Source organism: Cyclobacterium sp. 10D3-21, from assembly GCF_055809755.1.
In genome coordinates, this window is record NZ_CM147924.1 from 6,214,545 (window position 1) to 6,227,671 (window position 13,127).

At 38.3% G+C, this 13,127-nt stretch carries 17 protein-coding genes; all 17 read right to left on the reverse strand.

From position 1 onward, the window contains the following. Nucleotides 1–166: 166 nt before the first annotated feature. The 17 genes from AC0L7T_RS24090 to rplO all read right to left on the reverse strand — a co-directional run bounded on the left by AC0L7T_RS24090 (nucleotide 167) and on the right by rplO (nucleotide 13,119). Nucleotides 167–1,384: a hypothetical protein gene (locus AC0L7T_RS24090; RefSeq protein WP_473338998.1), complete on the reverse strand. Its 1,218-nt coding sequence runs from the start codon at nucleotides 1,382–1,384 to the stop codon at nucleotides 167–169. Nucleotides 1,385–1,632: 248 nt separating this feature from the next. Next, complete coding sequence (gene cysM, locus AC0L7T_RS24095) at nucleotides 1,633–2,511, reverse strand: cysteine synthase CysM (protein WP_473339000.1); 879 nt, start codon at nucleotides 2,509–2,511, stop codon at nucleotides 1,633–1,635. Nucleotides 2,512–2,522: 11 nt separating this feature from the next. Next, nucleotides 2,523–3,359 carry a serine O-acetyltransferase gene (locus AC0L7T_RS24100; protein WP_473339001.1) on the reverse strand — a complete coding sequence of 279 codons (837 nt, stop codon included), beginning with the start codon at nucleotides 3,357–3,359 and terminating at the stop codon, nucleotides 2,523–2,525. Between the two features lie 15 nt (nucleotides 3,360–3,374). After that, nucleotides 3,375–3,944, reverse strand: coding sequence for a hypothetical protein (locus tag AC0L7T_RS24105; protein WP_473339003.1), 570 nt, complete (start codon nucleotides 3,942–3,944; stop codon nucleotides 3,375–3,377). After that, on the reverse strand, nucleotides 3,925–4,212 hold the full coding sequence (locus AC0L7T_RS24110) for an FtsB family cell division protein (RefSeq protein WP_473339004.1): 288 nt from the start codon (nucleotides 4,210–4,212) through the stop codon (nucleotides 3,925–3,927). The genes AC0L7T_RS24105 and AC0L7T_RS24110 overlap by 20 nt, the downstream gene beginning before the upstream one ends. A 423-nt stretch (nucleotides 4,213–4,635) precedes the next feature. Next, a complete protein-coding gene (gene eno / locus AC0L7T_RS24115; protein ID WP_473339006.1) occupies nucleotides 4,636–5,913 on the reverse strand; it encodes a phosphopyruvate hydratase in 1,278 nt (425 codons plus the stop codon). Between the two features lie 21 nt (nucleotides 5,914–5,934). Then, nucleotides 5,935–7,026, reverse strand: a complete 1,092-nt coding sequence (gene carA, locus AC0L7T_RS24120; RefSeq protein WP_473339008.1) for a glutamine-hydrolyzing carbamoyl-phosphate synthase small subunit — start codon at nucleotides 7,024–7,026, stop codon at nucleotides 5,935–5,937. A gap of 131 nt (nucleotides 7,027–7,157) precedes the next feature. Then, nucleotides 7,158–7,745, reverse strand: coding sequence for a 50S ribosomal protein L17 (gene rplQ / locus AC0L7T_RS24125; RefSeq protein ID WP_473339010.1), 588 nt, complete (start codon nucleotides 7,743–7,745; stop codon nucleotides 7,158–7,160). A 6-nt stretch (nucleotides 7,746–7,751) separates the two neighbouring features. After that, the gene (locus tag AC0L7T_RS24130; RefSeq protein WP_020888625.1) at nucleotides 7,752–8,741 is read right to left on the reverse strand and encodes a DNA-directed RNA polymerase subunit alpha; all 990 of its coding nucleotides are present in this window, start codon (nucleotides 8,739–8,741) and stop codon (nucleotides 7,752–7,754) included. A 32-nt stretch (nucleotides 8,742–8,773) separates the two neighbouring features. Then, nucleotides 8,774–9,379 carry a 30S ribosomal protein S4 gene (gene rpsD / locus AC0L7T_RS24135; RefSeq protein ID WP_048642239.1) on the reverse strand — a complete coding sequence of 202 codons (606 nt, stop codon included), beginning with the start codon at nucleotides 9,377–9,379 and terminating at the stop codon, nucleotides 8,774–8,776. Between the two features lie 17 nt (nucleotides 9,380–9,396). Next, entirely contained in the window at nucleotides 9,397–9,795 is a 399-nt protein-coding gene (gene rpsK, locus AC0L7T_RS24140) for a 30S ribosomal protein S11 (RefSeq protein ID WP_014020645.1), read from the reverse strand. 15 nt (nucleotides 9,796–9,810) lie between these two features. Next, on the reverse strand, nucleotides 9,811–10,188 hold the full coding sequence (rpsM, locus tag AC0L7T_RS24145) for a 30S ribosomal protein S13 (protein WP_473339013.1): 378 nt from the start codon (nucleotides 10,186–10,188) through the stop codon (nucleotides 9,811–9,813). A gap of 5 nt (nucleotides 10,189–10,193) precedes the next feature. Next, nucleotides 10,194–10,310: a 50S ribosomal protein L36 gene (gene rpmJ / locus AC0L7T_RS24150; RefSeq protein WP_009034194.1), complete on the reverse strand. Its 117-nt coding sequence runs from the start codon at nucleotides 10,308–10,310 to the stop codon at nucleotides 10,194–10,196. A gap of 45 nt (nucleotides 10,311–10,355) precedes the next feature. After that, a complete protein-coding gene (infA, locus tag AC0L7T_RS24155) occupies nucleotides 10,356–10,574 on the reverse strand; it encodes a translation initiation factor IF-1 (RefSeq protein ID WP_014020643.1) in 219 nt (72 codons plus the stop codon). 2 nt (nucleotides 10,575–10,576) lie between these two features. Then, on the reverse strand, nucleotides 10,577–11,350 hold the full coding sequence (map, locus tag AC0L7T_RS24160) for a type I methionyl aminopeptidase (protein ID WP_473339014.1): 774 nt from the start codon (nucleotides 11,348–11,350) through the stop codon (nucleotides 10,577–10,579). Between the two features lie 2 nt (nucleotides 11,351–11,352). Further along, nucleotides 11,353–12,669, reverse strand: a complete 1,317-nt coding sequence (secY, locus tag AC0L7T_RS24165; RefSeq protein WP_339923599.1) for a preprotein translocase subunit SecY — start codon at nucleotides 12,667–12,669, stop codon at nucleotides 11,353–11,355. Between the two features lie 3 nt (nucleotides 12,670–12,672). Further along, nucleotides 12,673–13,119 carry a 50S ribosomal protein L15 gene (gene rplO / locus AC0L7T_RS24170; RefSeq protein WP_020888630.1) on the reverse strand — a complete coding sequence of 149 codons (447 nt, stop codon included), beginning with the start codon at nucleotides 13,117–13,119 and terminating at the stop codon, nucleotides 12,673–12,675. Nucleotides 13,120–13,127: the final 8 nt, after the last annotated feature.

Sequence of the window (13,127 nt, forward strand, 5' to 3'; positions counted from 1 at the left end):
GAAGTTAATTTAAGTTGAAATCTGGTGAAAACTCTTGAACAACAAACAGTTAGCTTCGCTTCAATTTTGGCGGAATTGCTAATTAATCCATGTTTAAACAAAAAAGGCCTGAAACAAAAATTAAAGTTTCAGGCCTTTCTATTGATCGGAATATCAATTGAATCTACTACTTACTTACTTTATCCTTTAAATCAGTAATGATTTTCTCAATGACTTTCCTGTTGCTCTCAAGATCAATTCCAACCTGTGCGGCCAAAGCCTCTAAATCAGGTTCTTTTTCAGAAGTTATTGCAGCTACCGCTAATCCTGCCAATTCGTTTAGTTTCTTGAGTTCTTCATCCATTTCCTCCTCAGTTTCTTGCTCAAAAAGAAGCTCAAGTGGCATGAGTTCAATCTCCCGCTTCAAAATCTCCTGGGCGGTATTGTGCATAGAAGGCCCCAAATAAATGTCTGCATTCTTGTCCAGTTTTATCCCAAATTTAGCCAAGGCATCTACCAATGATTCGAATCCCTTCTCTGTCAATGCCGTGGCTTGAATGGTTTGGTCCTTTTCATTGTAGTAGGCAACTGCAAAATGAGGGGATGCTTCCATCTCTTTGAGTCCGAGTCTATAAACACCTCCTGTATAACTAACATTGAAAGCTGCCTCCATTTCCTGTACATTAGGGATACTTCCTTCTTTTTCGGTTATCACCATTACCAATCGCTCCCCTTCGTGCACCACAGAAGGCTGTGTGGATCCTGCAAATAACATCATATAAGGAATTGGATTTTTATCGATATCCTGGATCAGCCCATCTTCATCTTCAATCAAATGATTGAGTTCGGTAGCAAAAAAGAAAATATCATCGGGACTAAAACTTGCATATCCTGACAAGGGACCATACGTTTGCCAACATGACCCATTATAGCCTATCAGGTTAAACCATAGTTCTTTCTCGCCGTCTCTACTTACGATATCTTTTATGGACGGAGAATACAAAAGGTAATTCTCGCCTGAAAAGACATCTTCCATTTGATAAAAGTCTTTTTCAGGTTGACTCTTCACTTCGGAAAAAGTAAACCTCCATGGATTTTCTGACTGGAAGGCCATCCAGTTTCGCTTGTCTTCATCCAAGCTACTAATTGCAGCGTGTTTTAGGTATTTGGTTATAAGCCCACCTTCTTTCATTAACCTGTGGATAATGTATTGAGATTTAAGCATATCAAACCAGTGGCGACCAAATTTCTCAACGATGTGCCGATACACATGTAACTTTTGATCGGCCTCCTTTCCTAATTTATCTTTTTCAGCAGCATAGGACAAAAGGAACCTGTCCAGAATGGCTACACTCAAGGCTGTATTTTCTTCACAGGCCTTCTTTATCTTAAGAAAATCTTCCATGGTTAAAAGATAAGGGGAAATTAACTTTTCATCAAATGATTTTATTCCAATAAAAAAGAATTTACTTTTTCATGGAGAAAATCTATGAAATCCAATTAGGCAAAGATGTGCTCATGAATGGTGTCACCATAAGGATATTGTGAATTACGAACAAAAGATTAATAATCAGATAGGCTTTTCCCCAAAAAATATACCCAAAGACATTAGGCAATTGGCCTATCCAATTTTGATGTTTCTACTAAATCCAACTACCCAAATAAATCAGTGCTAAGGTATCGATCTCCCCGGTCACAGGTGATGCAAACTATTACTCCGCTTTCCAAGGTTTCAGAAAGCTTGATAGCCGCATACAATGCGCCACCACTGCTCATACCTCCTAATATTCCTTCTTCCTTAGCCATCCTTCTAGTCATCTGCGTGGCTTCTTCCTGACTGACATCTATGACTTGGTCTACTCTCTTAGGCTCGAATATTTCAGGAAGAAATTCTGGTGACCACCTTCTAATGCCCGGGATACTTGATCCTTCGGTTGGCTGGGTACCTACGATTTGTATGTCCTGGTTTTGTTCTTTAAGGTATCTTGACACACCCATTATTGTTCCAGTAGTGCCCATTGCAGATACAAAATGAGTTATTTTACCTTCAGTATCTTTATAAATCTCTGGTCCTGTAGAATGGTAATGTGCCAAATAATTGTCAGGATTTGAAAATTGATTGAGCATAAAATAGCCCTGGTTTTTGGCCATGTCTTCCGCCAGGGTTCTGGCATATTCTATGGATTTTTCTGCTGGTGTAAGGATGACTTTTGCGCCATAGGCTTCCATGGATAAAACCCTTTCTCTCGTAGCATTGTCTGGCATTATCAATGTCATTTCAACACCTAGGAGATTGGCTACCATGGCTAGCGCAATACCAGTATTACCAGAAGTTGCTTCTACTAATTTGGCTCCCCTCTTAATATCTCCCCTATCGATTGCTGATTGAATCATATGGTAAGCTGCCCGGTCTTTCACAGATCCGCCGGGATTCTGTCCTTCCAGCTTACAATAAATGCTAACATTGGGATTTACAGGGATATTTTCAAGTTCAATTAAAGGGGTATTGCCAATTAATTCAAATAATTTCATAATTGCGATTATCAGGCTTCACTTTTCAGCACATAAAAATCTGTGAGATTGGAAGCACCGTCTAACATTTTGGTTTGGTAATAAATTTTACTTTTAGCCGGAATACTTTTGGTCAACCAAACATTTCCACCTATCACACTGCCTTTTCCAATCACTGTATCTCCCCCTAAAATTGTAGCGCCTGCATAAAGTACCACATCATCTTCTATAGTAGGATGTCTTTTCTTGTCAGCATCTTCTTTATTGACACTAAGGGCCCCTAGGGTAACCCCCTGATAAATCTTAACCCTATCGCCAACGACAGTGGTTTCACCTATAACTATCCCTGTAGCATGATCAATGCAAAAGAACCTGCCAATAATGGCTCCTGGATGTATATCTACTCCAGTCTTGCTGTGTGCATATTCCGTAATCATTCTGGGTATCAATGAAATCCCCATTCGATGTAACAAATGGGCTACACGATAAGCAGAGATGGCATAAAACCCTGGATAACAACGAATGATCTCCGTTTTAGATTTGGCGGCAGGATCACCCTTATACATGGCATCAATGTCTTCATGAAGTTTATTATAAACCTCCTCTTCCAATTTATCAAAAAATTCATCGGCTAAAGCTTCTCCATCAGCTTGATGAAGTGCAACGTTGAGTTTAAGGATTTTCCGTAATTGTAACCTTAGGTCGGAAAATTTCATTTCCAAACTTCCCAAGTCTTTTAATGCCTTACTAGAATGTTCTGGAAACAAAATCCCCAAAATATCATCGAAGAATCGATTGATCACTTTCGGAGAAGGACATCCTGGACATAGGCTATGCGCTTTTTCTAATCGCTTTAAGAATCCATCCATACTCAATTTATTACTTTAGAATACAAAACCGACTCGCAAAACATATGGTTCATTATAATTGGACCTTTTGTTGTCATAACTGAAATTATACAAGGCCATAATATTCATTCCTCCTCTATCTCCGAATGGAACAAAGTAGCCGGCTCCTCCAAATAAACCAGGTACCCACTCTCTAGTGAAGTAGATTTCATTGTTGTCCAAGCTATAAGGAACTTCCAGATTCAGTGCTTCGTATTCAGCATGAATAAAAATTTGACGGAATATATTGTATCGATTGAAAACCCTCGCTCCATATACATGTGAAGCGCCATCAACATAATACTTGTTGTTATAATATTGGTAGGTAGCGCCTACACCAGCAGAATATTTATCTGTAATCATTGCTCCCACCAATGGGGAAACATCTATATAGGTGACATTGCCAAGTTGGAGGCTGAAATTACCACCATAATACAATCGCTCTGATAATGGAGGGTTTTCATCTTCATAAATAACCCTTTGGGCTTTTACTTCACCACTAAAAAAACAAACAAAAATTACGGACAACAGTGTTAATGTTGCCGATTTATTCTTCCATAATAACATAAAGATCTTCCGTTTTTCTTTTCATTAAATACCGTTCTCGGGCAAATTTTTCCAACAGTTCAAAATTACTAAGCAATTCTTCTCGCTCAATTTTGATTTTCTCCTTTCGCTCCTGGTAAAATTCTTTTTGCTTTTCAAGCTCATTTAATTTTGAACGAAGTTTGAAATGACTGATAATATCATTGCTGTCAATGAAAACCATCCACATAACGAATAAAACGGTAAAAACGAAGTAGAAGTTTTTGGTATACTTTAAATATTTAGCCATAATCTGCTTCAGTGTTTCTACAAATATATCAAAAGAAAAGCAATCCCTTCTTTCAGCGTCTTGAAAATAACGCTGAAACAGCCAAAAGGGTTTGGATGATGGATCTGGAGTAGGTCATGACTTTGGGGGAATAGTCGTCTTAATAATGAGACTAAGCCTCCTATAGAAGGTTAGAATAAAAAAGCCAGGACCAATGTTCTTAAACTCGAAATAGGCAAAATCACTTCTGAATAAGTCCCAACTTTTAAATTAATATTCAGGTTAGAAGGATTTTTATCGTGCCTAACGTAGGTAAATAAAATTTCGGAGCCAAAAAATAAAAATGGTAAAAGATAAAAGCCTTTTCAGGGAGCTCCTGAAAAGGCTAATTATTGGTCCTATTTAATCAAGGAACCAGAATAGATCCAAATTTTGAATCGCTTATTAAAATTTCAAACCTGGGAAATGCGCTGAATCTCCAAGTTGTTCTTCAATTCTCAACAATTGGTTGTACTTGGCCATTCTATCAGACCTGGAAGCAGAACCAGTCTTAATTTGTCCTGTATTCAAAGCAACGGCAAGATCAGCGATTGTAGAATCTTCAGTTTCACCAGAACGGTGAGACATTACTGATTTGTATTTGTTTCTATGACAAAGGTCAACTGCATTGATTGTCTCTGTTAAAGAACCGATTTGGTTTACTTTAACCAAAAGTGCATTGGCGATTTTCTCATCAATTCCTTTCTGCAATCTTTCAACATTGGTTACAAACAAATCATCACCAACTATTTGGATTTTATCTCCAACATATTCGGTCATCATTTTCCATCCATCCCAATCATCTTCTTGCATACCATCTTCAATTGAATTGATAGGATATTTGCTTACCCAATCTTTCCAGTAATCTGCCATTTGAGAAGAAGTCAACTCGTCACCGGTAGATTTTTTGAATACATACAATCCTTTTTCTTCGTCATAGAACTCTGAAGAGGCAGCATCCATGGCAATGAATACATCTTCACCAGGTCTAAACCCTGCTTTTTCAATGGCTTGTAGGACTATCTCAACGGCCTCTACATTAGAACGCAAATTCGGCGCAAATCCTCCTTCATCACCTACGTTAGTACTTAGGCCTTTTGCTTTAAGGACAGACTTTAGGTTATGGAAAATTTGAGTACCCATTCTTAATGATTCAGAGAAAGAGGAAGCACCGGCAGGCATCACCATAAACTCTTGAAAATCTATGGCATTATCAGCATGTGAACCGCCATTCAAAATATTCATCATTGGAACGGGTAGGGTATTTGCATTTACACCACCTATATATCTATAAAGAGGCTGTCCGGATTCCATGGCTGCAGCTTTAGCTACTGCTAAAGAAACACCTAGAATAGCATTGGCTCCAAGTTTAGATTTATTCTTGGTACCATCAAGACTACACATGATCTCATCAATTTGATTTTGCTCAAAAATATCAAAACCAATAAGTTCTGGAGCGATCACATTGTTCACATTTGCAATGGCTTTTAAAACGCCTTTGCCCATGTAAACATCTTTGTCCTCGTCTCTAAGTTCCACAGCTTCATGAACACCTGTTGAGGCACCACTTGGTACTGCAGCCCTACCGAAGGCACCAGTTTCTGTAAAAACATCAACTTCTACCGTAGGATTACCACGGGAATCTAATATTTGTCTTGCGTGAATCGATTGAATTAATGTCATATCAATATTAAGGTTAATGAATTATTTCTGAATTTGTGAAATAAATTGGTCAAATAAATACCTGGAATCGTGTGGCCCTGGAGAACTTTCAGGGTGATATTGAACAGAGAAAGCGGGTTTATTGGTTAATTTAATACCAGCAACCGTGCCATCATTTAAGTGAAAGTGCGAAATTTCTAATTCTTTGTTGTTATCAATATCGTCTTTATTGACAACAAAACCATGATTTTGAGAGGTGATTTCACTTTTACCTGTCAAAACATTCTTGATTGGATGGTTAAGTCCTCTATGGCCATGATGCATTTTATAGGTACCTACACCACATGCTCTGGCTAAAATCTGGTGTCCAAGACAGATACCAAAAAGCGGTTTCCCCAATTCAAGGATTTCTTTAGTAGTTTCTACGGCATACCCCATCACTGCAGGATCACCAGGGCCATTAGAAAGGAAATAGGCATCAGGATTCCACTCTTCCATTTCTTTCAGACCGGTTTTAGCCGGAAACACCTGGCAATAAACGTCTCTTTCTACAAGACATCTTAGGATGTTGCGTTTGATGCCATAATCTACGCATGCAATTTTAATAGAAGCATCCGGATTACCAACAAAATAAGGTGTTTTTGTGGAAACTGTGGAGGAAAGTTCAAGCCCGTTCATGTCAGGCACTTTATCTAACTCAGCCTTAAGGCTTTCGATATCTTCATACTCAGAGCTAATGATAGCATTCATCGCTCCACTAGACCTTATATGTCTTACCAATTTTCTGGTGTCAATATCAGAAATTCCAGTAATGTTATGATTTTCTAGAAATTCTTGTAGTGAGCCTTTTGCATCCAATCTACTGTAAATATCAGAAAAATCATTGACAACTATCCCTGCAATTAAAGGGGCGTCAGATTCCTGCTCTTCATCTATCACCCCATAATTACCAATATGTGGAGTAGTATTTACAATGATTTGCCCTGTATAAGAAGGGTCAGTATAAATTTCCTGATAGCCGGTCATACCTGTATTAAAACAGATTTCACCTCCATTGGTGCCATGGCTACCAACAAGGCTACCAGTAAATACAGTGCCATCAGCTAAAAGAAGTATTGCTTTTTTCTTTTTCATATCAAATTTTGCTATGCAAATTTAAGAATTTTCTATTTTGTAAAAAGCTTTCGGCGAAAAGGATATAAAAAAAGGGACTGAACCAAAAGCCCAATCCCTATTAATATTAAAGAAGGTATAGCATAGATAGATTACTCTGCTTTTTTATCTTCATCCTTATTTTCAGCTTTATCCTCTGAAGCAGCATCAGAAGCATCTGCAGAAGCTTCCTCTTGAGGCGCTTTTTCTGCTTTTGCACTTTCTTTAGCTTCTCCAGCAACTTCTTCAGTAGTAGTACCTTCTTCGCTTGTCGCTTTTCCGGAACCTCTTCTACTTCTTCTGCTAGCTTTTTTAGCTGGTTTTTCTTCTTTCAACATTAATTCGTTGAAGTCAACCAATTCGATGATACACATTTCTGCATTGTCACCTAATCTAAAACCAGTTTTAATAATTCTTGTATATCCACCAGGTCGGCCTCCTACCTTTTCTATTACTTCTCCGAAAAGAAGTTTAATAGCCTCTTTATTTCTAAGATAACTAAAAGTTATCCTTCTGTTGTGGGTAGTATCATCTTTGGCCTTTGTGATCAAAGGTTCGACATATTTCCTCAACTCTTTGGCTTTGGCAAGGGTGGTGCTGATCCGCTTGTGTTCCAAAAGAGATTTGGCCATATTCGAAAGCATGGCCTTTCTATGTGAGGCGGTTCTACCCAAATGGTTAAATTTCTTACCGTGTCTCATTTTTAATTATTCTTCATCAAGTTTATACTTAGACAGATCCATACCGAAGGTCAGGCCTTTTTCCTGGATTAGTTGTTCCAATTCTGCCAAAGACTTCTTACCAAAGTTCCTGAATTTCATCATATCAGAAATTTCAAGTTTGGCAAGATCTCCCAGACTCTTAACATCGGCCGCTTTCAGACAGTTATAAGCCCTAACAGAAAGATCCAAATCACTTAAGGATGTTTTAAGCAACTTCCTCATGTGCAGGTATTCTTCATCTATCGGCTCAATGGCACCGCTTCCTGGAGCATCGATAACCATAGTCTGATCTGAAAACAGCATGAAATGTTGAATCAAGATCTTAGCAGACTCTTGCAAGGCTTTTTCAGGATGTATAGACCCATCAGTGCTGACTTCCATGATCAATTGCTCATAATCAGTCTTTTGCTCAACCCGGGTATTTTCAATCCTGTATTTTACATTTTTTATAGGCGTAAAGACAGCATCTACTGAAATCGTACCATAAATCTGTTCCTTAGGTTTGGACTCTTCTGCAGGAAGATATCCTCTACCTTTGTCAACCGTAAGTTCAATCTCAAGGTTTTTTGAATTATCCAAATGACATATGACCAAATCAGGATTCAAAACTTCAAAAGAGGTAGTAAATTTGGCAATATCTCCTGCGGTAAAAACATCCTGATTTTTAACTTCCACTGTAATTTTATTATCAATGGCATCATGAATCTTTTTGAACCTGACCTGTTTTAGGTTAAGGATAATATCTGTAACGTCTTCAACCACTCCCTCAATACTGGAGAATTCATGTACTACACCCGGTAATTTCACGGCAGTAATAGCATATCCTTCCAGTGAAGACAAAAGAATCCTTCTGAGGGCATTTCCGATGGTAACCCCGTACCCTTTTTCAAGTGGCTTAAAGGTAAACAGTCCGTGGAAATCGTCTGCTTTCTCCATTACCACCTTCTCTGGCATTTGAAATGCTAATATGGACATATCTTTAATTCTTTTAATAGGAATGTAAATGATTACTTAGAGTACAATTCTACGATAAGTTGTTCTTTTATGTTCTCTGGAATATCTTCTCTAATTGGAACATTTACAAACTTACCACTCAGGGAACCATTGTCCCATTCCAACCAACTGTATCTGGTTGTTCCTTTGCCTCTCAAACTTTCTGTAATAGCTTCCAGAGATTTGGATTTTTCTCTAACTGCAATAACGTCACCAGGCTTCAATTGAAATGAAGGAATGTTTACAACGGTTCCGTTTACAAGTATATGTTTGTGAGAAACCAATTGACGTGCTCCTCTTCTCGTTGGTGCAATTCCCAGTCTATAAACTGAGTTATCCAAACGACCTTCCAACAACTGCAATAAGTTTTCACCCGTAACTCCTTTTTTCCTGGAGGCGTGATCAAACATTTTAGCAAATTGCCTTTCCAATACACCATAGATGTATTTGGCCTTTTGTTTCTCCATCAACTGGATAGCAAATTCAGACTGCTTTTTGCGTCTTCCTCTGCCATGCATTCCTGGAGGATAATTTTTCTTCTGAAGCACTTTGCTTTGCCCTTCAATGGGCTCGCCAAATTTCCTGGCAATTTTTGCTTTTGGACCTCTATATCTAGCCATGCTATATTTTCTTTAAATTAAACTCTTCTGCGTTTTGGAGGACGACAACCGTTGTGTGGTAATGGGGTGACATCAGTAATGGTAGTCACATCCAGCCCAACATTTTGTAAGGTTCTGATGGCAGATTCTCTACCAGCACCAGGACCTTTTACAAATACTTCAATCTTTCTAAGACCGAGGTCATACGCAACCTGCCCACAGTTTTGAGCAGCCATTTGAGCAGCATAAGGAGTGTTCTTTTTAGAACCTCTAAATCCCATTTTACCAGCAGAAGCCCAGGAAATCACCTGACCTGAATTATTGGTAATGGAAATAATAATGTTGTTAAAAGAAGCCTTGATATGGGCCTGTCCCACAGCTTCAACTTTAACAACCCGCTTCTTAGCTTTTGTCTTTTCGTTTCTTTTCTGAGCCATAATCTATGTCAGGATTTATTTAGTCGCTTTCTTCTTATTGGCAACAGTTTTTCTCTTACCTTTTCTGGTTCTGGCGTTGTTTTTGGTTTTCTGACCACGAACAGGTAGTCCCTTTCTGTGTCTCAAACCTCTGTAACAACCAATATCCATCAGCCTTTTGATACTCAACTGTACTTCAGATTTAAGTACACCTTCCGTCTTGTATTCCTCAGCAATGATGTTCCTGATGGCGGTAGATTCATCATCATCCCACTCCCCGGCTTTCTTGTCTAAAGAAATACCTGCTTTAATTAGTATGGCTCTAGCCGTACTTCTGCCGATACCAAAAATATAGGTAAGGCCTATTTCACCACGTTTATTGTCCGGTATATCGACACCTGAAATTCTAGCCATAGTAATTAACCTTGTCTTTGTTTAAACTTCGGATTCTTTTTGTTGATGACATAAAGCTTTCCCTTTCTCCGGATCACTTTACAGTCAACACTTCTTTTTTTAATAGATGCTTTAACTTTCATATCAATACTAATTTTCCTAATTTGATACTGCTTACTTACTACAATTTACTTGTAACGGTAGACGATTCTTCCTTTGGTAAGATCATAAGGAGACATTTCTAACTTAACCTTATCTCCTGGTAAAATTTTAATGTAATTCATTCGCATCTTACCGGAAATGTGTGCAATCAATTGGTGACCATTCTCAAGTTCCACCTTAAACATTGCGTTGGACAATGCTTCCACGATGGTACCGTCCTGCTCAATAGATGCTTGTTTAGCCATAATTAAAATTTAAAATTCTCTTCTATAAAACGATGTGTTGTCAAGATTTCGGTTTTATCCTCTAATATGGCAACCGTGTGTTCGTAATGAGCTGAAGGTTTCCTATCAGCAGTCCTAATAGTCCAACCATCTCGTTCCTGAACAACATTGCGGGTACCCAGGTTTACCATTGGTTCTATGGCTATTACCATCCCTTCTTTTAGTTTGGCTCCTCCTCCTCTTTTCCCCCAATTGGGAACTTCTGGAGACTCATGAAGTTGTTTACCAACACCATGACCAACTAGTTCTCTAACAACAGTGTATCCTTTTGCTTCTACAAACTTTTGTATTGCATTACCGATATCACCAACACGGTTTCCAAAAACCGCTTTTTCTATCCCTAAATAAAGGGATTCCTTTGTAGCTTTTAAAAGTGCAATCGTCTTGGGAGAAACTTCACCAACAGGGTAAGTATAAGCGGAATCGCTATGAAAACCTTGGTGAAAGACTCCACAATCTATTGAGATTATATCGCCATCTTTCAATTGATATTGACTGGGAAATCCATGAACAACAACTTCGTTCACAGAAATACACAAAGATGCCGGGAAGCCATTGTATCCTTTAAAGGATGGAATGGCCTTATTGTCCCGTATAAATTCTTCAGCAATTTTATCTAAAAAAGAGGTCTTTACCCCTTCTTTCACATGTTTGGCTACTTCACCATGCGCCTTTCCTAAAATTAACGCACTTTCTTTTATTATTTCAATTTCTTCTGCAGACTTAAATTGTATCATACTTAAGCCACTGCATAACTTGAAGGGTCATTTTTCATGTTTCCACTTTTCATCATTCCTTCGTAATGTCTCATCAATAAGTAACTCTCAATCTGACGAAGTGTATCTAATATTACACCTACCATGATCAATAATGAGGTACCTCCATAAAACTGAGCAAATTCACTACTTACACCGGCGATGATGGCAAAGGCTGGCATAATGGCAACTAATGCTAATAATATAGATCCTGGTAAAGTTATTCTTGAGATAATGTTGTCAATGAAATCACCAGTTGGTCCTCCAGGTTTAATACCTGGTACAAAACCACCATTTCTTTTCATGTCTTCTGCTATTTGCTCGGGATTAACCGTAATCGCAGTATAGAAGAAAGTAAAGAGTATGATCATCAAAGCAAAGACAAGATTGTATTGCCAGGAGGTGAAATCACTAAATGTAGTACCTATATAAGAGGCAATATCACTGTTATCTGCCCAAATTTGCGCAATCAATGCTGGTAAAAACATCAAGGACTGTGCAAAGATAATAGGCATTACTCCAGAGGCATTTACCTTAATAGGAATGTACTGTCGCTGTCCTCCATATACCTTACCGCCTACAACTTGTTTGGCGTACTGTACAGGTATCCGTCTTACAGCTTCTGTGAGCGCAACCACTCCAACTACTACAAAGAAGAGTATAACAGCTTCTAGAAGTAGTAACAATATACCTCCTCCTCCTTTGGATAAACTTTCAGAAATAATGGCACCTGGCAATGCTGAGATGATACCAATCATAATTAGCATGGAAATACCATTGCCAATACCTTTTTCGGTAATCTTCTCTCCTATCCACATACAAAACATTGTTCCGGAGGTCAATAGAATTAACGCAGATGTCATAAAGAGTGTTTTATCGATTACAATAGCCTCATCAGGTATGGTAGCTGTGATATAGCCAATACCTTGAGCTAAAGTTATCAATATGGTAAGAACTCTGGTAATTTGATTGATTCTCTTCCTACCAGATTCTCCATCCTTTTGCAACTTTTGAAAATAGGGTACGCCAACAGTCAACAATTGAAGAACAATTGAGGCAGAAATATAAGGCATAATACCCAAGCCAAAAATGGACGCCCTACTGAAAGAACCACCTAAAAAGGTATCTATCAATCCGAATATACCGGAGGCAGCCTCTCCAAGGCGACTTGGATCAACACCTGGTAGGACAACATAGGACCCTATTCTGAAAACGATAAGTAAACCTATTGTATTCAGGATTCGGATTCTTAAATCCTCTATCGAAAAGATATTCTTTACTGTTGAAATAAACTTTTTCATGTATTAAATCTTATTTACAGATCCTCCAACTTTTTCAATCGCCGCTATGGCACTAGCAGAGAAACTGTGGGCACTTACGTTTAATTTTGAAGTAAGTTCGCCTCTTCCTAGGACTTTTACAAGATCTTTTTTGGAAACTAATCCATTTTGATGTAAAACATCGAAATCTATACTGTCCGTATTAAGTTTGCTTGCCAATTCTTGAATAATATCAAGATTTACGGACTGATAGGCTACCCTATTGTGATTGGTAAATCCAAATTTTGGAACCCTGCGCTGAAGAGGCATTTGACCACCTTCAAAACCTAGCTTGGTTTTATAACCAGATCTGGATTTCGCACCTTTATGTCCTTTAGTGGATGTACCTCCTCTACCAGAACCTTGACCTCTACCGATCCTCTTTCTGGTTTTTATGGAGCCTTCCGCCGGTTTTAATGTATGTAATTTCATTTTCCTTA